General features: G+C 55.4%; 24 protein-coding genes. All 24 read right to left on the bottom strand.

The window, feature by feature from the left end:
* Positions 1–67: 67 nt before the first annotated feature.
* The 24 genes from C8P63_RS13620 to metG all read right to left on the bottom strand — a co-directional run bounded on the left by C8P63_RS13620 (position 68) and on the right by metG (position 23,330).
* Positions 68–346 carry an RNA-binding S4 domain-containing protein gene (locus C8P63_RS13620; protein WP_108025130.1) on the bottom strand — a complete coding sequence of 93 codons (279 nt, stop codon included), beginning with the start codon at positions 344–346 and terminating at the stop codon, positions 68–70.
* Positions 347–349: 3 nt separating this feature from the next.
* Positions 350–754, bottom strand: a complete 405-nt coding sequence (locus C8P63_RS13615; protein WP_425437308.1) for an HU family DNA-binding protein — start codon at positions 752–754, stop codon at positions 350–352.
* Positions 706–2,184, bottom strand: a complete 1,479-nt coding sequence (yabN, locus tag C8P63_RS13610) for a bifunctional methyltransferase/pyrophosphohydrolase YabN (RefSeq protein ID WP_108025128.1) — start codon at positions 2,182–2,184, stop codon at positions 706–708. Before yabN ends, C8P63_RS13615 begins: the two co-directional genes overlap by 49 nt.
* Before the next feature lie 13 nt (positions 2,185–2,197).
* Positions 2,198–3,853 (bottom strand): putative polysaccharide biosynthesis protein, encoded by a 1,656-nt coding sequence (locus C8P63_RS13605; RefSeq protein WP_245920913.1) that lies wholly within the window; start codon positions 3,851–3,853, stop codon positions 2,198–2,200.
* Positions 3,854–3,995: 142 nt separating this feature from the next.
* On the bottom strand, positions 3,996–4,538 hold the full coding sequence (gene spoVT, locus C8P63_RS13600; protein ID WP_108025207.1) for a stage V sporulation protein T: 543 nt from the start codon (positions 4,536–4,538) through the stop codon (positions 3,996–3,998).
* 172 nt (positions 4,539–4,710) lie between these two features.
* A complete protein-coding gene (locus tag C8P63_RS13595) occupies positions 4,711–5,745 on the bottom strand; it encodes a peptidylprolyl isomerase (protein WP_170109657.1) in 1,035 nt (344 codons plus the stop codon).
* Positions 5,729–9,274: a transcription-repair coupling factor gene (gene mfd / locus C8P63_RS13590; RefSeq protein WP_108025124.1), complete on the bottom strand. Its 3,546-nt coding sequence runs from the start codon at positions 9,272–9,274 to the stop codon at positions 5,729–5,731. Before mfd ends, C8P63_RS13595 begins: the two co-directional genes overlap by 17 nt.
* Before the next feature lie 159 nt (positions 9,275–9,433).
* A complete protein-coding gene (locus C8P63_RS13585; RefSeq protein ID WP_108025122.1) occupies positions 9,434–9,664 on the bottom strand; it encodes an anti-sigma-F factor Fin family protein in 231 nt (76 codons plus the stop codon).
* 60 nt (positions 9,665–9,724) lie between these two features.
* Entirely contained in the window at positions 9,725–10,324 is a 600-nt protein-coding gene (gene pth, locus C8P63_RS13580) for an aminoacyl-tRNA hydrolase (RefSeq protein WP_108025120.1), read from the bottom strand.
* 114 nt (positions 10,325–10,438) lie between these two features.
* Positions 10,439–11,098 carry a 50S ribosomal protein L25/general stress protein Ctc gene (locus tag C8P63_RS13575; protein WP_108025118.1) on the bottom strand — a complete coding sequence of 220 codons (660 nt, stop codon included), beginning with the start codon at positions 11,096–11,098 and terminating at the stop codon, positions 10,439–10,441.
* Positions 11,099–11,511: 413 nt separating this feature from the next.
* The gene (locus C8P63_RS13570) at positions 11,512–12,447 is read right to left on the bottom strand and encodes a ribose-phosphate diphosphokinase (RefSeq protein WP_108025116.1); all 936 of its coding nucleotides are present in this window, start codon (positions 12,445–12,447) and stop codon (positions 11,512–11,514) included.
* A gap of 38 nt (positions 12,448–12,485) precedes the next feature.
* A complete protein-coding gene (glmU, locus tag C8P63_RS13565; RefSeq protein ID WP_108025114.1) occupies positions 12,486–13,859 on the bottom strand; it encodes a bifunctional UDP-N-acetylglucosamine diphosphorylase/glucosamine-1-phosphate N-acetyltransferase GlmU in 1,374 nt (457 codons plus the stop codon).
* 234 nt (positions 13,860–14,093) lie between these two features.
* The gene (gene spoVG / locus C8P63_RS13560; protein WP_108025112.1) at positions 14,094–14,387 is read right to left on the bottom strand and encodes a septation regulator SpoVG; all 294 of its coding nucleotides are present in this window, start codon (positions 14,385–14,387) and stop codon (positions 14,094–14,096) included.
* 102 nt (positions 14,388–14,489) lie between these two features.
* Positions 14,490–14,864, bottom strand: coding sequence for a RidA family protein (locus C8P63_RS13555; RefSeq protein ID WP_108025110.1), 375 nt, complete (start codon positions 14,862–14,864; stop codon positions 14,490–14,492).
* Positions 14,857–15,693: a pur operon repressor gene (gene purR, locus C8P63_RS13550; protein WP_108025109.1), complete on the bottom strand. Its 837-nt coding sequence runs from the start codon at positions 15,691–15,693 to the stop codon at positions 14,857–14,859. Before purR ends, C8P63_RS13555 begins: the two co-directional genes overlap by 8 nt.
* Before the next feature lie 58 nt (positions 15,694–15,751).
* Entirely contained in the window at positions 15,752–16,627 is an 876-nt protein-coding gene (gene ispE, locus C8P63_RS13545) for a 4-(cytidine 5'-diphospho)-2-C-methyl-D-erythritol kinase (protein WP_108025107.1), read from the bottom strand.
* A 215-nt stretch (positions 16,628–16,842) separates the two neighbouring features.
* Positions 16,843–17,013 (bottom strand): small, acid-soluble spore protein, alpha/beta type, encoded by a 171-nt coding sequence (locus C8P63_RS13540; protein ID WP_108025105.1) that lies wholly within the window; start codon positions 17,011–17,013, stop codon positions 16,843–16,845.
* Between the two features lie 324 nt (positions 17,014–17,337).
* A complete protein-coding gene (gene veg / locus C8P63_RS13535) occupies positions 17,338–17,619 on the bottom strand; it encodes a biofilm formation stimulator Veg (RefSeq protein ID WP_108025103.1) in 282 nt (93 codons plus the stop codon).
* A 163-nt stretch (positions 17,620–17,782) separates the two neighbouring features.
* A complete protein-coding gene (locus tag C8P63_RS13530) occupies positions 17,783–18,262 on the bottom strand; it encodes a ribonuclease H-like YkuK family protein (RefSeq protein WP_342748076.1) in 480 nt (159 codons plus the stop codon).
* Positions 18,263–18,306: 44 nt separating this feature from the next.
* Positions 18,307–19,200, bottom strand: a complete 894-nt coding sequence (rsmA, locus tag C8P63_RS13525) for a 16S rRNA (adenine(1518)-N(6)/adenine(1519)-N(6))-dimethyltransferase RsmA (RefSeq protein WP_281258718.1) — start codon at positions 19,198–19,200, stop codon at positions 18,307–18,309.
* A complete protein-coding gene (gene rnmV / locus C8P63_RS13520) occupies positions 19,181–19,750 on the bottom strand; it encodes a ribonuclease M5 (protein ID WP_146172182.1) in 570 nt (189 codons plus the stop codon). Before rnmV ends, rsmA begins: the two co-directional genes overlap by 20 nt.
* 100 nt (positions 19,751–19,850) lie before the next feature.
* Positions 19,851–20,627, bottom strand: a complete 777-nt coding sequence (locus C8P63_RS13515) for a TatD family hydrolase (protein ID WP_108025097.1) — start codon at positions 20,625–20,627, stop codon at positions 19,851–19,853.
* Positions 20,628–20,663: 36 nt separating this feature from the next.
* Positions 20,664–21,197, bottom strand: a complete 534-nt coding sequence (gene lepB, locus C8P63_RS13510; protein WP_245920912.1) for a signal peptidase I — start codon at positions 21,195–21,197, stop codon at positions 20,664–20,666.
* Between the two features lie 153 nt (positions 21,198–21,350).
* Positions 21,351–23,330, bottom strand: a complete 1,980-nt coding sequence (gene metG / locus C8P63_RS13505) for a methionine--tRNA ligase (RefSeq protein WP_108025203.1) — start codon at positions 23,328–23,330, stop codon at positions 21,351–21,353.
* Between the last annotated feature and the right edge of the window lie 112 nt (positions 23,331–23,442).

The raw sequence follows: 23,442 nt of genomic DNA, 5'->3' as shown, positions 1-23,442 counted from the left end.
GCATGTACCCCCCTTTTTGGTACATGATATGACGGAGGACAAGGATTAGAACCGCGGGTTCTACCGTTCAGGAACCGGTCTCATCGGTTCGAACCTTCGATGTTTGTTCCAGCACCGTGTACAATTCTCCCGCCTCGGATTTCCGGGTGGTTTCTTTTAAGGATTCCACCCGGACGCGGAGAGTGCGATTGCCGAAGCGGACCGCAACCTCGTCCCCCACCGCCACGGCCGTGCCGGCTTTTGCCGGACGGCCGTTGATCTCCACCCTTCCCTGATCACACACTTCCTTGGCCAGGGTGCGTCGTTTGACCAGCCGGGAGGATTTCAGAAATTTATCTAAACGCATGGGTTATTTAACAGCATCCTTCAGCTTGCTCCCGGCTTTAAAAGCGGGGATCGTCGATTCGGGGATTTTGATGGCGGCGCCGGTTTGCGGATTGCGACCGCTGCGGCTGGAACGTTTGCGGGTTTCAAAGGTGCCGAAACCGATCAGTTGCACTTTTTCCCCCGTTTCCAGGGCATGCGTGACTTCATCGAGGAAACCGTTGACCACCGTTTCCACGTCTTTTTTGGTCATCCCGCTCTTCTTGGCGATGTTGTTGATCAGATCATTCTTATTCATCACCCATTCCTCCTTCTCAAACGGTTGTGGGTATACTTTCTGGGTAAAAGGGAAAAATCCTCCTCCGGATCCGATCTTTCCTTTTACGGTTTCCCTTTTTCCCTCCGTTCTTCCCGTTTGGCCCGGTTCCACCAGTCATCCAACTCTTCCAGAGAAAAGGAGTCCACGGGGCGTCCCGTCTTCCGGGCCTCTTCCTCCACTCGGCGAAACCGCCGGACAAACTTACGACAGGCCGCCAACAGGGCTTGTTCCGGATCGGTTCCGAAATACAGGGAGAGTGCAACAGCGGTGAAAAAGAGATCCCCCACTTCCTCTTCCCGTTCTTCCGGGGAAGCCGACAAGATTTCTTCCAGCTCTTCCTCCAGTTTGTCGCGGATTTCTTCCGGCCGATCCCAATGGAAGCCGACTTTGGCCGCCTTTTTCTGCAATTTCGTCGCCCGGAGGAGGGCTGGAAATTCTGTCGGGATTCCTTCCAACACGGACCCTTCCCGATTGGCCCCTGACCGCTCCCGCTGTTTAATCTGTTCCCACTTTTCCTTTACTTCAGCCGCATTTTTCGCTGATTCCCCCCCGAAAACATGGGGATGGCGGCGAACCATTTTGTCGGAGAGGTTCTTCACCACGTCCCGGATATCGAATTCTCCCGTCTCGGAAGCGATCTGGGCGTGCAGGAGAATTTGGAGCAAAACGTCGCCCAGCTCATCCGCCATGGCTTCCCCGTCTTCCGCGGCGACGGCCTCCAGAAACTCATAGGCCTCTTCCAAAAGATAAGGACGGAGGCTTTCATGGGTTTGCTTCCGGTCCCAGGGACACCCATCGGGAGCCCGGAGTCTGGCGATGATCCCGGTAAGGGTCTCAAATTGCCGATGAAGCACCTGTTCCGATGCAGTCGGGGGGATATAAACCGTACTCAGGTTTCCGAATCGCTCTTCCCGGTCCAGTTCATAGAGAGGAACCCGGGTCACGACTTCCTCCGCGGCCACTCCCGCCGCCGTCACCACGGTAACCGGATAATCGTCAGGGTAGAATTCCATCAATGTCAGTTTCACTTCGGAGGCCCTCATCCGGTCATACACTTGGATAATCAACTGGTGAAGCCGCGGGTTCAGATCATCCGCGTTCAAATCCGTGCCGTCCAGGAGGAGAAATCCATCGGCGGGATCCACCCCGAGCCGGGCAAAAACCGGATCCAGGAAACTGGCTCCCCCTTTCACTTCCACGGGGATCCCCCGCTCTTTGCCCTCTCTCAGAAGGAGGGCCACCGTGGCCTCCGCCACCATCGGGTGTCCGGGAACCGCGTAAACCGGATGATGCCCCTCTTCCGCCCGATTCAAGAGTCGGTCCGCAATCTCCCGATACACCGAGGGGAAATCCGCTTGTTTTTCGTAAACCGAATCGAAGGAACGGAAGCGGACTCCCTCAACGCTTAACCAGTCGACGACGGGGTGCTTTTCCGTCCGCAGCCACAGTTCCCCGGCCCCGGTCAGCAAGCGGTAAACCCCCAGCGGAAGGCTGTCCTCGTCGCCGTATCCCAGTCCGACCACCGTAATCTTGCCCAATATGCAACGCCCCCTTCTAATATTTCAACAACCCGTACCGCTCCAATAATGGAACCAACCGGCTGCCCACCTTGGGAACCCGCTCCAGGTCCCGGCGGCGGACCACTCCCAGCACGAGAAGAGCCGTACCGTATACGACCGCGCCGGCCAGCACCCCTCCGAGGGAAGCGGCACTCATGGAAAGACGCAAACTCCAACCCTCCGTCCACCAAAGAATCCCCCGGACGGCAACCCAGGCAGCGAAGCCCATTATCAGGACCGAGCCGAATAACGGAAATTTGGCCGGGCCGAGGCGGAAAAGGGAGCCGATCCGTGAACGCAGGGCCCCCAGATTGAGGGCGGCCGCCGTGGCATAACCAAGGACCGTGGCAAGGGCCGCCCCGCGGATGTCCAGCACGGGAACCCAAAAAAGGTTCCCGATCAGCTTCACCCCCACCCCGATCAACAGGTTCCGAGCAGGCAACCCCACTTTCCCCAACCCCTGAAGGATTCCCGAAGAGGTCATCGCCAGGGTGGAAAACAGCGTGGTCAAGGCCAGGATCGCCAGGGCTTCCGAGCCGGCAGCGTCCCGGTACAGCATCACGTTGGTGGGTTGGGCCACCAAGGCCAACCCCAGCGAGGCGGGCAATCCCAGAAACAGAGTCATGCGAAGGGCCAGGGCGGAACGTTCCCCCGTTCTCCTTTCGTCTCCCCGGGTCTGCGCTTCCGCAATCGCCGGTACGATCGACAGGGAGAGCGCAGTGGCAAAAAAGGAAGCGAATTGGATCAGGGGCTGCCCCCGGTCATAAATCCCCTTTCCCTCCACTGCCTGGTATTTACTCCAACCTCCCGCCTCCAAAAGGTTGGCGACCGTGAAGGAATCGGCCAGGGAAAAGAGTGGGAGCACCAGCGCCCCCAGGGAGATGGGGATGGACAAGACCACCAGCTGTCGGATCAATTTCCCGAGGGGCTCCTTCCGGGAAGAAGTCAAAGGCCTGTCCGTTTGTCTCATCAACCGTTTCCGCTGTTTCCTGTTTCGGTTCCAATAAAACAAGAGCACCACCAGGCCGGCAGCCGCTCCGGTGAATGCGCCGAAAACCGCTCCGGCACCGGCGTAGACCACCCCGGCTCCCGTGGCCGTGAACCACCAGGCCAAGATCAAAATGGTCGCCACCCGAACTCCTTGCTCCGCCACCTGGGAAACCGCAGTCGGGGTCATATTCTGATGGCCTTGAAAGTACCCGCGGATGGAAGACATCACGGGAACGATCAATAGCGCTGTCGATACCGCCCGGATCGGCAGGGTAAGGAGCTTGCGGCTGCCCATCCAGGCAGCCACCGCAGGTGCCCCTGAATAAAGGAGGATAAACAGGAGAATACCGGAAAGGGACAGCAAGATCGAAGTGACCCGGAACACCCTCCGGGCCCCTTCTTCGTCTCCCCGTGTCAGCCGTTCCGACACCAACTTGGAAACCGCGATGGGAAAACCGGCCGTGGCCACCGTCAAAAGAGTGCTGTATAAGGGATAGACCTGCTGGTAAACAAACATCCCTTCGTTACCGGTGATGTTTTGATAGGGGATTTTGTAAACCGCTCCCAGGAGTTTCGTGATGAAAGCGGCAGCCGCCAGGATTGCGGCTCCTTTCATGAATGACTGTTTCCCCGGTGTCATGGCAATCCCCTTTCCGATCATTGAAACCTATCCTCCAGTATACACTTTCTCGCCGGGGAATGGTCATTTGCAGACGGAAAAAGCAGGCCTCTCCGCCTGCTCCACCGATACAAACCTGTTATAATGGTGTTCCTTGGAAAGGAGTCCGCGATCGGGCCCAGAGTTACTGTTCCATCTGTTTACCCAGAAAGGATGCAGCCGTTGTGGCCATCTTCAGCTCCGTATCCCCCATTTTTGCGCCGTTTTCCTTGGAAAGGAGGATGACGGCTCCGATGGGATCTCCGCCCGCGTTGATCGGGACAATGATATAGGACTCGTAGGCCTCCGGCATATCGCGGATCAGTTCGGCGCGGGAAGGGGTTGTTTCCTGATGGTGCTTTCGCTGGTCCATGCAGGTTTCCACGATTCCTCCCACGGGTTTGTCCAGATAATCCTTCTTCGACGCTCCGGCGACGGCGATCACCGAATCCCGGTCACAGATGAGGGTGACATGCTGCAAACTTTCAAAAAGAGCTTCCGCGTACTCTTTCGCAAAATCTCCCAACTCCCCGATGGGGGAATACTTTTTCAAAATCACTTCTCCGTCTCGGTCGACGAAAATCTCCAGAGGATCTCCTTCCCTGATGCGAAGGGTCCGGCGAATCTCCTTGGGAATCACGACCCGTCCGAGATCGTCGATGCGACGTACGATGCCGGTTGCTTTCATGGGTCTCTGTTGCCTCGCTTTCACGATAATTTTTTTCGAATCAGGCCGATTCTCTTCCCTGTATCTGCCGATGGATACGCCCATAGTATTCATCCCTTGCCAATTTATTATGCGAACACCAAAAACCAATAAAAAAGGCAGGGATTCACACCCTGCCGTCGGTCTTTCCGGCTTACTTTTTTTCTTTTCCTTTGTCACCGGGAATGTTCAGCTTCTTGATCTTGACTTCCTCTTTGATGAAATCCTGGTACATTTCCTGGACTTTCTGTCCTTTCAACTGATCCTTCACCTTGTCGAAGGGTTGCTTTTTCCGTTCGTTCACCTTGATGACGTGATAACCGAATTCCGTCTTCACGGGATCGCTGATCTTTTTCAACGGAAGTTCTTTGGCCGCTTTTCCGAAAGCCGGAGCCCATTGGTCGGGGGTTCCTTCCACCTTCCCGTTTTTATCCTTGGAGCCGGGGTCTTCGGAGTATTTCTTGGCCAACTTGGAGAACTTCTCCCCACCTTCCAATTTTTTCTTCACTTCTTCTGCCAACTGTTTGGCTTCTTTCTCGGAGTGTTTCGGTTCGTTGCTTTCCGGATCTTTCTGGGTGGAGATCAGCACATGCTGAAGCTTGATGTTGTAGAAGTCATCCGACTTCTCGTATGCCTGCTTCAGGCTTTTTTCGCTGACCTTGTTTTCGAAGTATGCGGAAACCTTGTTGTTATTTTCCAGAAACGTCTTCAGCTGTGACTTGGTAATCCCGTTTTCCTTCAGGACGGTGTCCATGTCCTTTTTCTTCTTATCCTTGCCCCCGGCGGGTGCCTGCTTCAGCTGCTTCTCGAACTGCTTCAGGGATTCCTCCGCTTTTTTCTCATACTTATCGTCATCCTTTACCCGATCCACAATCAGCTTTTCAGCAATATACTGTTTGACGATTTCCCTTTTAGCCTCGGGCGTGTTGACAAGAGCCGCCATTTGAGGCTGGAAGAAACGGAAAATGTTCAGGTAAAGGTTCAGTTCCCCTTCGGTCACTTTTCCGCCTTCATACTCCGCCACCACTTTTTTACTGTCCGTGGGAAGTGGTTCGGCTTGTCCAGCCGGCGTCTCTGCGGAGTCTTTCGCGTTCTTGTCCTCCTTGCCGGAACCACAGCCGGCTACCAACAGAGTGACTGCCAAAAGGGCGCTCAACGCCGTCAGCAGTCGCTTATTCATTGGCCGCATTTGGAACTGCTCCTTTCGTTTTAGGAACCGTTTCATATTTTATCAGAAACTGTTCCACCATTTCCAGTCCTTCGGCCATCGGCATTCCTTTCAACCGGAAGTTGATCCCGATGCGTTCACCGGAAGAAAGGCGCACGCGACCGGGAAATTCATGCGCGACGCTGAAGAGGCGCTGACCGTCCACCACTTGGTTTTGGTCCGGATGAAGCCGGATCTGGATCTCCTGACCCTGCTGCTTGATCTCTTCCATATGGTATCGAATGGCATAAGCACGAAGGCGGGCGACGCGCAGCAGGTTTTGCACCGGGCCGGGAAGATCCCCGAAACGATCTTCCATCTCCTCCTTCAAATCCCGGGCTTCCTCCAGGGTGCGGACGGAGCGGATCTTTTTGTAAATCTCGAACTTCTGTTTTTCATCCCCGATGTAATCGGAGGGAATATAAGCATCCACATCCAGCTCAATCACGGGATCGGGTCGGCTCTCTTCCTCTTTTTCTCCTTGTTGTTCCGCGATGGCTTCTTTCAGCATCTGGGTGTACAATTCAAAACCGACCGACGCGATGTGACCGTGCTGCTCTGCACCGAGAAGATTTCCCGCCCCTCGGATGGCCAGATCCCGCATCGCGATTTTGAAACCGGAGCCCAGTTCGGTAAATTCCTTGATCGCCTGCAGGCGTTTTTCCGCCGTTTCCGACAGCACTTTGTCCCGCTGGTAGGTGAAATAAGCGTAGGCAATGCGGTTGGATCGGCCCACCCGGCCCCGAAGCTGGTACAATTGGGAGAGGCCCATTTTGTCCGCATTGTAAATGATCAGAGTATTGACGTTGGGGATATCCACCCCCGTCTCAATAATGGTGGTACTCACCAGAACGTCATACTCCCCGTCCAAAAAGTCCAGCATAACCTTTTCCAGTTGGGATTCGGCCATTTGCCCGTGAGCGACAGCGATGCGGGCATCCGGGACCAGCATTCGGATCTGATCCGCCATTTTGTCAATGTTGTGAACCTGGTTGTACAGGAAGTAAACTTGTCCACCTCTGGCCATTTCCCGTTCAATGGCTTCTCTTACCAATGCGGCAGAGTATTCCAGAACATATGTCTGCACGGGAAAACGATTCTCCGGCGGAGTCTCGATCACGGACAGGTCCCGTACCCCCATCATCGACATGTGGAGCGTCCGCGGAATCGGCGTCGCTGTCAGGGTGAGAACGTCGACGTTGCTCTTCAACTGCTTGATCTTTTCCTTGTGCTTCACCCCGAAGCGCTGTTCTTCGTCCACGATCAAAAGACCCAGATCCTTGAACTGAACATCTTTCGACAGGAGGCGGTGGGTTCCGATCACAATATCGACGGTCCCGTTTTTCACCTCTTGGATGGTCACCTTTTGCTCCTTCCGGGAACGAAAGCGGGACAGCACCCGGATCTCCACCGGAAAATCGGCGAAGCGTTCCATGAAGGTCTCATAATGCTGCTGTGCCAGGATGGTCGTGGGAACGAGAACCGCCACCTGCTTTCCGTCCATCGTGGCTTTGAAAGCAGCCCGGATGGCCACTTCCGTCTTTCCGTAACCGACATCCCCGCACAGAAGCCGGTCCATGGGCCGGGGTTTCTCCATGTCCTTTTTGATCTCTTCGATGGAACGCAACTGGTCCGCCGTTTCCTCATAGGGGAAAAGCGCCTCAAATTCCCGTTGGTAAGGCGTGTCGGGGGAGAAGGCATATCCCTTGGCCGACTGCCGTTTGGCGTAAAGCTTGATCAGGTCGGACGCAATGTCCTCGATCGAGGAGCGAACTTTGTTTTTGACCTTGCTCCATTCGCTTCCCCCGAGGCTGTACACCTTCGGCGTCTTTTCTTCACTGCCGAGGTATTTCTGCACCTGGTCGATCTGCTCAATCGGCACGTAGAGCTTGTCATTGCCGGCGTACTGGATCAGCATGTAATCCTTGTGAACTCCGCCGACTTCCAGGGTCTCCGTCCCGGTGTACTTCCCGATGCCGTGGTTGACGTGCACCACATAGTCCCCGGGTTTCAATTCCTGATAATCCTTGATTTTTTCCGCGTGGTCCATTTTCGCGGATCGACGGACTCTGCGCCGTTTTTGGGTGAAGACTTCTCCTTCGGTCACCACCGCCAACTTCGCGCTTCCCAGCTCGAATCCACTGGCGAGAGAGGAGACGCGGACGGAGGGACGGCCGGGGGGCAGGGGACTCTCTTCCTTGGATCGGGTCACTTCCATCCCGTAATCGGACAAAACCCTCTCCAGGCGCTCGGCCCGCTCTTCGGTGCTGGCCAGAAACAGAACCCGGTACTTGGATTTCGTCCATCGATCCCACTCCGTTTTCAACACGTGCATCTGACCGTGGAACTGCTGCATGCCCCGGCATATGAACTGGACGATGTTTTGGGGTTGGATTCCCCCCACCTGTCTGACGAACAGAGAGAGGTGAATCCGCTGATTTTCGTGCCGCGCCAAAAGGTCGTCGTAGGAATGGGATAAAGCCAGTTGCGGCAGGTACTCCCCCTGGCTGAGGAGGGCGGTCTGCCATTCTCCTTCTTCTTTTTCCATCTGGCGCGCGGATTCCTGAATCCGGGCAGGTTCGTCCATCAGCCAGATCGTATCCATGGGCAGGTAATCCAACAGGCTGTGACTCTCCGGATAAATCCGGCTGATATATTTGTAAATACCGGTGAAAAGGGTGCCCGATTTCAGTTGCTCTGCCTCCCAGGTGATCTTCTCCGTCAGCTTTTTCCGCGTCTCGGGATCTTTCACTTTGGACAGCCGTTCTTCCAAGAGATTGAGCACCTCATCCCCGACTCGGTACAATGTATCCGAATCGGCGAACAGTTCCCGGGCAGGGGGGATTTCCACCTCGTCCAATGTCGACCGGGAGCGTTGATCCGTGACGGAGAACAGACGGATGGACTCCACTTCATCATCAAACCATTCGATCCGCACCGGGTTTTGGAACGTGACCGGGTAAAGATCCAGAATTCCGCCCCGTAAACTGAACTCACCGGGTTTTTCCACCATTTCGGTTCGCTCGTACCCGACTTTGACCAAGTGGTCCATCAAGGGGCCGATCGGGCTTTCCATCCCCACTTTCAGGGAGCGGTGGTTACCGGCAATTACATGGGCGGGGGGAAACATTTTTCTGAGACCGGCGAAAGGCACGACAAAAACCCCGTCAAATCCTTTCGACAGACGGGAAAGAGCGTGGATTCGATCACCCAGGGTTTCATGTCCGTCCAGGGCAATTTCCGTCGCGACCAGTTCGTTGGCCGGATAAAGCATCACCTGATCTTTTGGGAGCAATTCATAAAGATCTTCCACCGCTTTTTGGGCCTGGTTCAGGTTATGGGTCACCACCATCACCGGCCGTCGGGTTTCCCGGAAAAGAGAAGCCACGTACATCATCCGGGCCGAACCTGTCAGCCCGGCCACGAGTTGCTCTTTCAACCCTTGTTTCAAGGATTCCACTGTGGATTGAAACTCGGGGTCCCGGCGAAACAATTGAAGCAGGGTTTCCAAATCCCTTCATCCTCCCCTCCACTTCGATTCCTCGCAAACATACAAAAAGAAGCCTCAGCTGGGGACAGCTAAGGCTGTATTGTCGTATACCCGCAATCCGTCCCTGTCCATTTTTTCCTTCTCTCACCTGTCTTCGACGGTGCTTCACCACAGTCTGACCTACTGTAACGGTCGGGATAAGAGGGACAGCTCCGGATTTCGGTTCAGCATTTCCTGGCATGTTTCACATACCACTCGAACGGTGGTTCGACCGTCTGAATCATAGGATATTATATCCTTCCGCTCTTCCGGGGTCAACCAATGGAAACCCAGTTGCACTTCCGTCACCCCATCATGATCGATCCGTCCGATCGTGGAGTTGCAATACCGGCAGAAATAATTTACCTCCATACTATGCCTCCATGGAATGGATGATTCCGTTACAGTATCTCCCATCCGAAGGCCTTCCATTCACCCATCCTCACCCGGAGGGCCGATCCGTGATTCCCTGTTCCGGTTGAACTCGTTCATCACTTCTTCAAAGGGGCGGTCAATCCACGCTTTGGCCGCATCGACGGCACGTTGAACGGCATCGGCGATCGGTTCATCCTCTTCCTCATTGAAACGGGAAAGGACATAATCTGTGACCGGCACCGGTGAATCCGGTCGCCCGATTCCGATCTTGATTCGTTTAAAGTCGGCGGTACCGAGGTGGTCGATAATGGATTGTACACCTCGGTGCCCGCCGGCACTCCCCTTCAGACGCAAACGGATTTTCCCGGGAGGCAGATCCAGGTCATCATAAATCACCAGGAGATCCTCCAGATCGCATTTCAACCAATCCAGAGCGGGTCTTACGGATTGCCCGGACCGGTTCATGTAGGTTTCCGGTTTGAGGAGAACGACTTTTTCCGTGCCGACACGTCCTTCTCCCACTTGGGCTTTCCATTTTTCTTTTCCGACCGGGATCCCCCATTCCTCACTCAGTCGGTCCACCACCCAGAATCCGATGTTGTGCCTTGTCAACGCGTATTTTAAACCCGGGTTGCCCAGTCCGACAATCACTTTCATTGGTGTCGCTCCTCCTCCATTACACAGGAAGGCGCAACGGAAGCGTTGCGCCTGATCCCCGGTCCAAAGCTTGTCCTTTGAATCCCGTATCTATGATTTTTCCCACCAAAGGGGTTAATCCTCTTCCTTCCCTTCGACATCATCCTGATCAGCCGCTTCATCCTTGGCCTTGTCCGCCTCAGCGGCCGCTTCCGCCTCCTCTTCGGCTTCTTTCTCCTGTTCCACCTGAGGCGGCCGGACGGAAGCCACCACTTCCTGCGGGTCGGTGAGAAGTTCGGCGACTTCCGGAACCCTTAAGTCACCTGCTGTGATGGACTCGCCGATCTCCAAGTCCCCAATCTCACCTTTCGCCGACTCCGGGATCTCGTCGGGAAGACAGCGGATCTTCACGCTCCGGAGCTGTTGCTCCAGGATGCCCCCCTCTTTGACCCCTTTGGGTTCGCCGGTCAGTTCAACGGGGACCTCGGCTTCGATGGGTTCGTTCATCTTGACTTCCTTAAAGTCAATGTGGAGGATCTGATCCTTGACTCGATCCTTTTGCAACTCACGGATCATGACCTTACGGGATTTCCCGTCGGGAAACCGGATCTCGTAAACGGCCGAAGTTCCTTCCTGCTGAAGCATCTTGATTACTTCGCTGTTTTCCAGGTGAATCAGCTCGTTCTCAATCCCTTTTCCGTATACGACAGCCGGAACGCGGCCTTCCCGGCGAAGACGGGTCAAGATGGATCTCGGTCGGCTTTCGCGTTTTTCGACTGTGATGGTATAGGCCATGAATCGGTTTCCTCCTTCGCTGTTAAGAGAGGTCAGGCTCCATTGAGCGGACTTTGCTCAATATCCTATGCATTCCCTATCGCGAGGAAGGTTAAACATGGTTGCTCCAGAAGGATGGTGAAATAAGGGAGCATCGACATTTACCTATGCACTCACAGAGTACAAGTCTCGCCCGGGGTCGCTTCGCTCCCCGGTCTCGCTATGCTGTCCTGCAGGGATGGATGGTGCACGGTCCGCTCCGAATCTTCCTGCTGCGGCAGGGGCAAAACGCCTGCACACAGAGATGCTTTTGCCCCTGAACGCCCTTGCTGGCTGATTCTCCGCCGGGCAGACAGCAAAGCCGCTGTTTCGGGTAAACGCTTCCCTTTTCTCGAAACGAATATTCAATCACAACGCTTCCAGACTCAAGGGGGTCAGTCAAAGAGTTTGCTGACGGATTGTTCATTGTGAACCCGGAGGATCGCCTCGCCGATCAGAGAAGCGACCGAGAGTGTATGGATTTTGTCCAGCTGTTTTTCTTCGGGAAGCGGAATGGTGTTGGTCGCCACCATCTCCTTGATGGAAGAGTCCCGGATCCGTTCAATGGCCGGTCCGGAAAAGACCGGATGAGTGCAGCAGGCGTATACCTCTTTGGCCCCGTAATCCAGGAGGGCGTTGGCCGCCAGGGTGATCGTGCCCGCGGTGTCAATGATGTCATCGATAATGATGCACCTTTTGCCCTTGACATGTCCCACGATGTTCATCACTTCCGCTACATTGGGTTCCGGGCGGCGCTTGTCGATGATGGCGATCGGGCTTTCCAGCCGTTCGGCCAATTTCCGCGCCCGGATGACCCCACCGTGGTCCGGAGATACGACCACCACGTCGTCCAGGCCTTTTTTCCGGAAGTATTCTCCCAGGATGGGAACGCCCAGAAGGTGATCGACGGGAATGTCGAAAAAGCCCTGGATCTGGGTCGCGTGCAGGTCCATGGTGATCAGGCGGTCCGCCCCCGCGGTTTCAATCAGGTTGGCCACCAGTTTGGCCGTGATCGGATCACGTGCCCGGGTTTTCCGGTCCTGCCGGGCATAACCGTAATACGGAACCACGACATTGATGGTGCGGGCGGAAGCGCGTTTGAGAGCATCCACCATCACCAACAGTTCCATCAGGTTCTGATTGACGGGATGGCAGGTTGACTGGATGACATAGACGTCGGAGCCACGGACGCTCTCATCCAGACGGACATGAATCTCACCGTCGCTGAACCTGCCAACCACCGCATCACCCAGGGGCACCCCGATATGGTCGGCGATTTCCCGGGCCAACCGCGGATTTGAATTACAGCTGAAAACATGCAATCTGGACATCTTTCCCCCAACCCTCCACTTTTGTTGGAAAAGTAAGTTCAGTCTTTTTTCCGGAGTTTCCCGGCGTATTCCGGTTTGTTCGTTTGCCGTTGGCGGGCGATGGCCAGGGCTTCTTCCGGAACATCATCGGTCACAGTGGATCCCGCGGCCACGTAAGCCCCTTTCCGGACAGTCACCGGAGCCACCAGATTGACATTGCAGCCGATAAAGGCCCCGTCTTCAACCGTGGTCCGGTATTTCTGCCGTCCGTCATAATTGACCGTAATCGCCCCGCAACTGAAATTGACATTCTCTCCGATATCGGCGTCACCCGCGTAGCTGAGGTGCGGAACCTTGCTGCCGGCTCCGAGACGCGTGTTTTTCACTTCGGCGAAAGCGCCCACCTTGCTCCTTTCTTCGAGGGTGGAGCCGGGACGGATATAGGTGTAGGGGCCGACGGTGGCTCCTCGTCCCACGAAGCATTCCTGCAACACGGCGTAGCGGATATGGACTCCGTCCGCCGTTTCCACTCCGGTCAGGTCCGCTTGGGGTCCGATAACGCAATCCGATCCGATCCGGGTGTTCCCCCTGAGGATGGTCCCCGGATGGATGATCGTGTCCGCGCCGATTTCCACATCGGGTTCAATATACGTTTGATCGGGATCGGTAATAGTCACCCCGTTCATCATGTGCCGGTGCAAAATACGCCGGCGCAGTTCCTTTTCCGCTTCCGCCAGCTGGACGCGGTTGTTGATCCCTTTGGCTTCGGCCGGGTCCGTCATGCGACTCGCAGCAATCCGGTGCCCTTCTCCCTTTAAAACAGGGATGACATCAGGGAGGTAGTATTCACCTTGAGCATTGTCATTGTCCACTCTGGAAAGCGCCTTCCACAGGAGCCGGTTGTCAAAACAGAACGTCCCGGTGTTCACTTCACGAACACGGCGTTCTTCCTCCGAAGCATCCTTGTGCTCCACCACACGGTCCACACTTCCATCCTCTTTCCGAATCACTCGACCATATCCCGTCGGATCGGTCATCTCTGCCGTCAAGATGGTTGCTGCAGCCCCGGATTCCCGATGATGCCGGATCAGGCCTTCCAAGGTCTCCTTCGTAAACAGGGGATGGTCTCCGTTGAGAACGAGGGTCACTCCCGTCTCCCCCGACAAGTGGCTCTCCGCCTGCATCACCGCGTGTGCGGTCCCCAGCTGTTCCTTTTGCCGGGCAAAGGACACCCGCTCACCCAAGTGGTTTTCCACGGCTTCTGCATCATGACCGACAATCACCACCTTCTCCCGAACCTCCAGTTCGGAGAGCGTGTCGACGATATGGTCAATGATCGGCTTGCCGCAAACCGGGTGCAACACTTTGTGGACCTTGGACTTCATGCGGGTCCCTTTTCCAGCGGCCAATACAACGGCAAACAAATTTTCCATCTGAGAGAAGCCCCCCCGAAATTCCTTGCAAAAACTCCATATCCGACTATATCCCAAAGATTTTCGCAATGCAACAACAGCGAAAATGAAAGACCGATCCACCAAAGTAATAATATGGAATTTAAACACAAAGAAGCAGGGGGCCCATCGGACCCCCAGTGCGTCTCCATCACATGAGTTCTGTTTTCCCCGGCGTCCTGCAGGAGACGGGCCGCCTGTTTTTCCGACGCCCGGTCAGAAAGCGTTGTCCCCGACCGCTGGATTGATTTCTTCCTGTCCGGCCCGATGATACTCCTCGAGAACGGCCATTTCGATTTTCTCACGGGAATCGGGAGAAATGGGGTGTGCAATATCCCGAAATTCTCCGTCCGGCCTTCGCTTGCTCGGCATGGCCACGAACATGCCGTTGTTACCGTCGATTACCCGGATATCATGCACCACAAACTCGCCGTCGATCGTGATCGAAGCGATGGCCCTCATTCGGCCTTCGCGATTCACCCGGCGCAGTCGAACATCCGTAATTTCCAACCTGCTTCACCACCCATTTCCAGAGATGATGTATTGGACTATTTCCACATGGGCGGTAAGATTCCTTCAAGTTCCTGCCATCATTTTGGATTTTTTCGTGATTTATCCGACCACGGCCACCGCTTCGATTTCAATTCGGACATCCTTGGGTAAACGGGACACTTCCACACAGGAACGAGCCGGACGGGATTGATCGAAAAACTCGGCATAGATTCCGTTCACGGTTTGGAAATCCCCCATGTCTTTCAGAAAAACCGTCGTCTTGACCACCCGGTCCAGCCCGCTTCCGGCAGATTCCAGCACCGCTTTCAGATTGGTGAGAACCTGCCTTGTCTGTTCCTCGATGCCCCCTTTCACCAGTTCACCTTCCGGATTCAGAGGGATTTGGCCGGAAGTGAATACATACCCATCCAGCCGGATCGCCTGAGAATAAGGGCCGATCGCCTGCGGGGCGTAATCGGTTTGAATCTTATCCATCCTGGATTCCTCCCCGTTCCAATAAATTGCCGGGAACCACCTTGATCCTCTGACCTTTGACGTCCACTTCGTTCACGGTGGTAAGGGAAACGTAATCCTCCACCAACCGCTCGTCGACCCGGCTGTCCGTCATCACTCCGACACCCGCCACTTCGGCGTTGAATTCCCTCAAAAGATCGATCATGCCCCGAACGGTCCCGCCCGCTTTCATGAAATCATCGATAATGAGCGCCCGGCCTCCTTCCGGCAGGCTTCGCCGGGAAAGTGAAAGACTGCCGAGCCGTTTACTCGAACCGGAAACTGTGTTGATCGTTACCACTGAACCTTCCGTAATCCGGCTGTCGCGACGGACAATGGCCACCGGCAGCCCCAGTTGGCAGGCCGTCGCATAAGCCAGCGGGATTCCCTTGGTCTCCACCGTTATGACGGCATCGGCACCGCTTGCGGCAAAAACGGAAGCGAAGACACGGCCGATCTCCCGAACCAATGACGTATCCCCGAGCAAGTCGGAAAGGTAAAGATAACCTCCGGGCAGAATGCGGCCGGGATCGGACAGACTCCGGCAGAGCCTGTCGATCAGAGCCCGGGAAGAGGATCGGTTGACCCGCGGGAGAAAGCGGACGCCTCCGGCGGCTCCGGGGACCGTCTCCAACTCCCCGAGTCCTTCCGACCGACACACCTCGTGGATGATGGCCAGGTCTTCGCTGATGGAAGATTTGGCCGCCTGGTAACGTTCCGCAAAGGTGCCCAACGGAATCAGGCGATGGGGGTTTTGAAGCAACTGTTGGGTCATGTGGACCAGCCGCGCACTTCGCTTCCACTTTTTCATGGATACCCTCCACAAAAAATCCGAATGTTATTATTAAAATATACCATTTTATACGGATTTAATCAAGAGAGGTTCCTTCCAGTCCGCCCAGCATCCGGACGGCATAAACCTGACGGCAAAAGCCCCGCAACCCGTTAACCACGCGTCTGGCAACGTTGTCCCGTTCAACCAGACCAAACACCGTGGGACCGCTGCCGGACATCAAAACCCCCGGAACGCCGAAGGATTTCATTTTTTCTTTCAGGTGGCGGACCCGCGGATACTGTTCCAGTGTAACACTCTCCAGAACATTGGAAAGCTCCTCGCATACACCGGAAAAATCCTTTTTTTCCAGCGCTTCTTCCATCCGGTCCAACCGGGGACGGCTCTGAACCCGATCCGCACGGAAAGCGTTGAACACTTCCGCCGTCGAAACCCCATGGGAAGGTTTGGCCAACACGACCCAGCAGGGAGGGGGGGGAGGAAGAGGGGTCAGCTGTTCCCCTCTCCCTCTGGCGATGGCAGTGCCGCCGCGAACGCAGAAGGGGACGTCCGAACCCAATTCCAGTCCCAACCCCGCCAGTTCCTCCACCGACAATCCCAGCTCCCACAGCCGGTTCAACCCCCGCAACGTGGCCGCGGCATCGCTGCTTCCACCCGCCAGACCGGCCGCCACCGGTATTTTTTTGTGAATCTTGATATGGACGCCTTTTTTGATGTCAAAACGCTTTTTGATCAGGGCGGCTGCCCGGTATGCCAAGTTCCGATCGTCAAAGGGGACAAATCCCGAGGTGCTTTCCAGACCGATTCCTCCCGCCCTTTCGGTCAGATCGATCCGATCGGCCAGATCGATGGTCGTCATCACCATTTCCAATTCGTGGTAACCATCATCCCGTTTATGTAAGACATCCAGCGTGAGATTGATCTTGGCCGGAGCCTTCAAGGAGATATCCATACTTCCGCCCCCCTTTCTCTCACCCGTTTCTTGCTTCTTTCGAGGGTAAAAGCGAAAATCTGGCTTTTCTATTGTACCATTTGGCCACAACCCGTAAAAGCAAAGAAAAAACGGACGGGGATCTCGTTCCCCGCCCGTTCCCCCGCACCGGAAAACTTCAGGTCCCGTGACTTTTTTCACGCCAACCGCGAGGAACAGTGTACAGTCCCGGACGGTTATCGGTCTGCCATACGCTCTTCGGCCAGTTGGATGGCCCGTTTCACCATGTTCCCGGCATCACGGGCCTTGATTCCGCCCCAGCCTTCACGTTGAACCACATCGTAAAATCCCAGTTCCTTGGCCAATTCGACTTTCAAGTCTTCCGACATGACGCCCCGTCTTGCCATCTGACTCCCCCTCTTTTTTCTCCGACGCGGGTTAAAGATAGTATGAACCAAAGATCCATCCGCTTTCCCGACCAATGACTTCCTGATTCCGTCACAGCTCATCGAGGCCGTTGTCCGCGGTCACTTTGGCGCACTGACGGGATTTTCCGTCGAAGCGGACTAGGCATTAACCCGAAGCCGCTTCGGTCCATCCCAGATGTATCAATAATATCCCTGCAGGAAACGGTCCGGATGGACAACCATTCCTGAAAAAATAAAAAATCCGATCCTCAGAGGGCTCGGATCAGGAGATGGTAATCGGGACAGGAAGGAAGGTCCCGTCATTTATTGAGCATCTTTGACATATCTTACGGGGACTTGCCCCTCATCTTGGAAAACGGTCAGTTCGACGGTCTCAGTCAGGATGTCTGCATAGCTGTATGAGACGCGCTCAAAGGAGTGTTGGTCTTCGTCAAGCTTGACGATGAACACGGAGGGGTACGTTTCTTCCAGGACCCCGCTTCGTTCAACGATTTTGCGACGTCCACTGTTGGCTTTCAACCGGATCTTCTTCCCGATGTAGCCATCCAATGTCCGTTTTATCTCAGACAACGCATTCCTACCCATTTACTTCGACCACCTCACTCGATGTTCATTATAACACGGTGAGGCACGGTTGTCAAAAAGTGAATTATAGCAAGGGTATAAGCCCTGTGTCAACGATTTTTCGCCAAATGACAATAGAAGTGAAATCCCGACAAAATCCTCACCGAACATGAGCCGGTCACCCCTATTTGGTGAACCGATCGGCCACCGCGCTGGCCGCGTAAGCATCCGGTTTGATTTTGGCTGTATACCCCACAGCGGTCACCCAGCCGACAACCTCCTGAATCAGTTTCCGGGTCTCCCCTTTCCGTCCGACGTCCAGATGAATTTCCACGGGAAGCTCCAGGGAAGCCCCTAAAAACCCCTTTTCCTTCAACTGTTCCATCAGGGTCAAACTGTACTCGGTTTCCTTGTAAATCCGGTACCGGAGATCCAAAAGCGGACGGCTTCGTTTCTTGGAGTAGTAAAAAAGCGCTCCCTTCCCCACCCGGTGCAGGATGATGGCCGTTACGAAAAGTGTTCCTTTGTGGCTGGTTTGGGAATCGGTCCCGATCACCATTTTGTAAACGGCGTTGCGGTCCGCTTCGATAAATGAATAGATCTCGGATATCATTTGATCCAGGCTGATGCGTCCTTTTCGCGGGTGATAGAATTGCAACCCCATTCCCCTCCGAGGTTTCCGGACGTTTCCGGGTGGTTTTGCCTATACTATATGAATGATTTCGCTCTTTCATCCAGCCGATTGGTAAGCTTCGCGAACTCCTCCAATGAAAGTGTTTCCCCCCGGCGGTTGGGATCAATCCCGACCTCTTCCAGACACCGGATCACGCTTTCCTTCCGCTCTCCTTTGAACAACCCCGAAGTCAAGGCATTGGACAGCGTCTTTCTCCGCTGGTTGAATGCGGCTCGGACCACGCGGAAAAACAGGGGTTCATTGGTGACCTCCACCGCCGGTCGCCGGCGAACATTCAACCGGATCACGGCGGAATCCACCTGGGGGCGCGGAACAAACACATGTGCGGGGACCCGGGTTACCCATTCGACTTCCGTGTAATACCGGGCAGCTACGGTGATGGCACCGTATGCTTTGGTTGACGGCAAAGCCATCAGACGCTCCGCCACCTCCTTCTGGATCATGACCACGATCCGTTCCAAAGGAAGCCTTTCTTCCAACAGACGCATCAGGATCGGTGACGTCACGTAATAAGGGAGGTTGGCAACCACGCTGATCCGGGAACAATCCCCGAGATGCTCACGGATCAGGCGATGGAGATCCAGTTCCATCGCATCTCCGTGGATGATTTTCACATGAGGGCGGTCGGAGAACAATTCGGCGAGAACCGGGACCAGTCGATCATCCAACTCGACGGCGGCCACCTTTTTGGCCTCCTGTGCCAGCCTTTCGGTAAGGGCTCCAATTCCCGGACCGATTTCGAGCACACCCGCTTCCCCGTCGAGTCCCGCGGCCCGCATCATTTTGTCCAGTATATGCCGATCTGTCAGGAAATGCTGTCCCAGGCTTTTCTTCAGCCGCAGTCCGTGTTCCGCCAGCAACCGACGGGTCTTTTCCGCAATCCCGCTTTCAACGATCATCGGTTTCATCCTTTCCCACACCTGAGCACGCCTCTTCAAATTCTTCTTCCGTGACCCGGAGGATGTGGAGCCGCCGAAAGAACTGCTTGGCGTTTCCGTACCCGATTCCGAGCCGGCGTGCCACAAGCTCCCGTAGTGACCGGGAATTGGGTTTTCCTGCCAATCCGACCTCCAAATAGCGTTCCCACGAAACCCCGTCGGAAAATGGAGCGTCCTCTTCCCAACGAACCCTCCGCAACGCACGGAGAATCGCTTCCGGAGAAGCGTGTTCCACTCCGAATCCTTTCTTTCCAGCCGCCTCTTCCCGTTGGAGAAAGGCATGCTTGCACCCGGGGACTTCCCTGGAGACAATCCGGCGGATCCGCTCCCCGGCTCCGTCGGGATCGGTCAGGATAATCACTCCCCGGGACTTTTGGGCCCGCTTCACCCGGGCGATCACGTGGGGCCCCACCGCGGAGCCCCCCGTTTCGATGGTATCGGCGGTCACGGCCCGGCGGACGGCCGCTGTGTCGTTTTGGCCCTCCACCACAATCACTTCCTTTATCTTCTTCGCTTCGATGGTCCCCACCCTTTTCCATGTACAAAAACGGTGATGAATCATCACCGTTTCCGGATACGGATACTTCTATTTTATCACAACGAACCGAATCCCCATGCAATCAGGCTTCCCGGATCCGGAAGAGGCGGGTGGCGTTGTCGAAGGTGCAGCGGGCCAGCTCTTCCAGAGGCATGTCCCTCAGTTCGGCGATCGCTTCGGCCACCAACCGCACATAGGCGGATTCGTTCCTTTTCCCCCGGTTGGGGTGGGGAGCGAGGTAGGGACAATCGGTTTCCACCAACAGGCGGTCCAAGGGTACCCGTTTGGCGATCTCTTTCGGGAGACGGGCATTTTTAAATGTGACGGGACCGCCGAGTCCGATCATGAAATTCAACTCCATGCACGCTTCGGCCGTTTTCCAGTCCCCACCGAAACAGTGCATCACGCCGCCCACTTCTTCCGCCTTTTCCTCCCGCAGGATGCGCACCACATCTTCATCCGCCTCGCGATTGTGGATGATGATCGGCATGCCGAGCTCCCGGGCCAGCCGGATCTGCTGACGGAAGACGCTTTCCTGAACGCCTTTGGGCGATTTGTCCCAGTGATAATCCAGCCCCATCTCACCCAGAGCCACCACCTTGGGGTGATCGGTCAGCGACTCGATCCACTCCAAGTCCTCAACGGTGCACTCAACGGCGTCGACGGGGTGCCATCCCACCGCGGCGTAGATGTAATCGTAGGTCTCCGCCAGTTTCAAGGTATCCTTGATGGTATCCCGGTTGAAACCGACGTTGAGGATCCGACTGACCCCGGCCTCTTCCCGGGCCCGCCGGATGACTTCCTCGCGGTCTTTGGAAAATTGTTCATCGTTCAAGTGGGCATGGCTGTCAAACAGCATTCCTTTCCCTCCAGTCTCTCTTCCGATGGTTCCACACTATCGGACCAGAATTTTGAATTCTTTCAGGGGGGTCAGCTTCAGATCGGCCCGGCCGACCACTTCGGAAATCCGGATGGCGCCGATATCGCGACTGTCCCGGCTGTTGCTCCGGTTATCCCCCATCACGAACAGATGACCTTTCGGAACCACCATCTCCGGCAGGGTCTTCCGGATGCGGTCGCCCGCAAAGGTCTGCTTGTTTATATAGGGCTCAATCAAAGCTTTTCCGTTGCGGATCACTTTTCCGCCTTCCACGGCGATCCGGTCACCCGGTTTACCGATCACCCGTTTGATGAAATCCCGGTTCTCCTTGGTGTGGAAGACAATGATGTCTCCGTATCTGGGTTCGGAGATATCATAGATCCACATGTTGACCAGCAAAAGCTCTTCTCCTTTCAAAGTGGGGAACATGGATTCACCGTGGACTTCGTAAGGAGCGAAAAGGAACACCCGCATCACAAGCATCAGGGACGCCGCCACCAGAACGGCCTTCAGCCATTCATTCACCACACTCTTTGCTTTCTTCCCCAACCGGACCCCCTCCAAACACTGTAACAGTTTTCTAACAACCTTTTCGACCCCCGGGAAGCCGGCCCCTGCCAACGATTGTCAAATTTCCTCCATATGGGGGATTGCAGCCCGGAACCCTTTAAAAAAAGCCCCCCGGGCGAGGGGGGATTCTCTTTATTTCACACGGGTTCCGTTGGGAATATCCCCGCCAACGGAAGAAAGAACCAGCCGGTCGCCCTCCTTGGCGGCAAGCACCATCCCCTCGGAGAGTACCCCCCGAAGTTTGACGGGCTTCAGGTTGGCAACGACAATCACCTTCCGTCCCGGCAGCTCCTCTGGACGGTAATGCTGGGCAATTCCAGCCACCACCTGGCGTTCTTCGAACCCCAGATCCAACCGGAGTTTGAGCAAACGGTCGGCACCCTTCACTTTTTCTGCCTCTTTAACCTGAGCGACTCTCAGATCAACTTTGGAAAAATCCTCGATGGAGATGGTCTCTTCCAAGTCCGGCTCGTGGATCCGCCGGTTTTTTCCTTCCTTTTCGCGAGCCGACTCCCCTTCCTCCACGGGGGTGCCGCCCATCATCCGGACGATCTCCTTCGCTTCCTCTTCCACATCCAATCGGGGAAAAAGAGGCTTGGCCTTTTTTACTTTCGTGCCGGCGGGATAGGATCCGAAGCGGTACAAGCTTTCCCAGGAGACGGCTTCCGAGGCTGCGTCGAGGCCCAGGAGCTCCCACATCCGAAGCGGAGTCCGGACGAGGAAAGGCTGGATCAGGATGCTGACCATGCGCAAACTTTCCACTACATGGTACAGGACCGACCCCAAGACTTCTTTCTTTTCCGGGGCTTTCGCCAGTTCCCATGGCATGGTGGCCTCCAGATAGCGGTTGGTCCCACGGACCAGTTCCCAGATGGAAACCAGGGCCACGGAAAACTTCATCTTGTCCATGGCCGCCTCGACTTTCTGAACGGTTTCTTTGGCCAGAAGCTTCAGCTTTTCATCTCCCGCTGTCGTGTCTTCCAGGGGTTTGGGAACGACCCCTCCGGCGTATTTTTTCACCATTGTGAGCGTGCGGTGGAGCAGGTTCCCCAGATCGTTGGCCAGGTCGGCGTTGGTCCGCTCGACGAAGCCTTCCGGCGTAAACACCCCGTCGGATCCGAAGGGAACCTCCCTCAACAGATAATAGCGCACGGGATCCAGACCGTACCGATCCACCAGAGGGATGGGATCGACGACATTTCCTTTGGATTTGGACATCTTCCCGTCTTTCATCATGAAAAAGCCGTGGCCGTAAACCTGTTTGGGCAATGGCAAATCCAGGGCCATCAGGATGATCGGCCAATAGATCGTGTGAAAACGGACAATGTCTTTACCCACCAGGTGAACATCGGCAGGCCAGTAAGTCCGGTACTTGGAGTCATCCTCTGCCCCGTAATCGAGTGCGGAAATGTAGTTGGTGAGGGCATCGATCCAGACGTACATCACATGTTTGGGATTACCCGGAACCGGAATCCCCCAGTCGAAAGTGGTCCGGGAAACCGCCAGATCTTCGAGACCCGGTTTGATGAAGTTTTGAATCATCTCGTTCTTGCGGGATTCCGGCTGGATAAATTCCGGATTCTCCTCGTAGTACTTCAACAGGCGGTCGGCGTATTTACCCATGCGGAAAAAATAGGATTCCTCACGAACTTTTTCCACCGGGCGTCCACAGTCGGGGCAATTTCCGTCTTTGAGCTGCCGCTCGGTCCAGAAGGATTCACAAGGAGTGCAGTACCAGCCTTCATACTCATCCAGGTAGATATCCCCTTGGTCCAGCAGTCGCTTGAACAGTTTTTGCGCCACTTTTTTGTGACGGGGTTCCGTGGTCCGGATGAAATCATCGTATGAGATTTCCAGCTTGTCCCACAATTCCCGGATTCCTTTGACGATCCCGTCGACAAAAGTCTGGGGATCCATCCCCATCTCTTCCGCCCGCCGTTGAATCTTCTGTCCATGCTCGTCGGTCCCGGTCAGATACATGACATCGTAGCCTCTCAATCGCTTGTAACGAGCCATGGCGTCCCCGGCCACCGTGGTGTAGGCATGGCCGATGTGCAGGTTGTCATTGGGATAGTAAATCGGTGTAGTGATGTAAAAAGATGGTTTGGTCATGGGAAATCCGCTCCTCATCTGAAACTAAAAAACCTCCACCCATCCATGGGGCGGGAGGCTCTCCTCACGCGGTACCACCCAAATTCGGCACCCCCTCGCGGCGGGCACCCTC

The organism is Melghirimyces profundicolus, from assembly GCF_003054245.1.
Lineage (GTDB): Bacteria > Bacillota > Bacilli > Thermoactinomycetales > DSM-45169 > Melghirimyces > Melghirimyces profundicolus.
This window is presented reverse-complemented; position numbering and strand designations above follow the sequence as displayed.

Excerpts from the sequence above, each read along its gene's own strand:
- C8P63_RS13620 (WP_108025130.1), bottom strand. The coding sequence starts at position 346 with ATGCGTTTAGATAAATTTCTGAAATCCTCCCGGCTGGTCAAACGACGC.
- C8P63_RS13605 (WP_245920913.1), bottom strand. The coding sequence starts at position 3,853 with ATGATCGGAAAGGGGATTGCCATGACACCGGGGAAACAGTCATTCATG.
- spoVT (WP_108025207.1), bottom strand. The coding sequence starts at position 4,538 with ATGAAAGCAACCGGCATCGTACGTCGCATCGACGATCTCGGACGGGTC.
- C8P63_RS13595 (WP_170109657.1), bottom strand. The coding sequence starts at position 5,745 with ATGCGGCCAATGAATAAGCGACTGCTGACGGCGTTGAGCGCCCTTTTG.
- C8P63_RS13585 (WP_108025122.1), bottom strand. The coding sequence starts at position 9,664 with ATGGAGGTAAATTATTTCTGCCGGTATTGCAACTCCACGATCGGACGG.
- pth (WP_108025120.1), bottom strand. The coding sequence starts at position 10,324 with ATGAAAGTGATTGTCGGACTGGGCAACCCGGGTTTAAAATACGCGTTG.
- C8P63_RS13575 (WP_108025118.1), bottom strand. The coding sequence starts at position 11,098 with ATGGCCTATACCATCACAGTCGAAAAACGCGAAAGCCGACCGAGATCC.
- C8P63_RS13570 (WP_108025116.1), bottom strand. The coding sequence starts at position 12,447 with ATGTCCAGATTGCATGTTTTCAGCTGTAATTCAAATCCGCGGTTGGCC.
- glmU (WP_108025114.1), bottom strand. The coding sequence starts at position 13,859 with ATGGAAAATTTGTTTGCCGTTGTATTGGCCGCTGGAAAAGGGACCCGC.
- C8P63_RS13555 (WP_108025110.1), bottom strand. The coding sequence starts at position 14,864 with ATGGATAAGATTCAAACCGATTACGCCCCGCAGGCGATCGGCCCTTAT.
- purR (WP_108025109.1), bottom strand. The coding sequence starts at position 15,693 with ATGAAAAAGTGGAAGCGAAGTGCGCGGCTGGTCCACATGACCCAACAG.
- ispE (WP_108025107.1), bottom strand. The coding sequence starts at position 16,627 with ATGGATATCTCCTTGAAGGCTCCGGCCAAGATCAATCTCACGCTGGAT.
- C8P63_RS13540 (WP_108025105.1), bottom strand. The coding sequence starts at position 17,013 with ATGGCAAGACGGGGCGTCATGTCGGAAGACTTGAAAGTCGAATTGGCC.
- veg (WP_108025103.1), bottom strand. The coding sequence starts at position 17,619 with ATGGGTAGGAATGCGTTGTCTGAGATAAAACGGACATTGGATGGCTAC.
- C8P63_RS13530 (WP_342748076.1), bottom strand. The coding sequence starts at position 18,262 with ATGGGGTTGCAATTCTATCACCCGCGAAAAGGACGCATCAGCCTGGAT.
- rsmA (WP_281258718.1), bottom strand. The coding sequence starts at position 19,200 with ATGAAACCGATGATCGTTGAAAGCGGGATTGCGGAAAAGACCCGTCGG.
- C8P63_RS13515 (WP_108025097.1), bottom strand. The coding sequence starts at position 20,627 with ATGCTGTTTGACAGCCATGCCCACTTGAACGATGAACAATTTTCCAAA.
- metG (WP_108025203.1), bottom strand. The coding sequence starts at position 23,330 with ATGACCAAACCATCTTTTTACATCACTACACCGATTTACTATCCCAAT.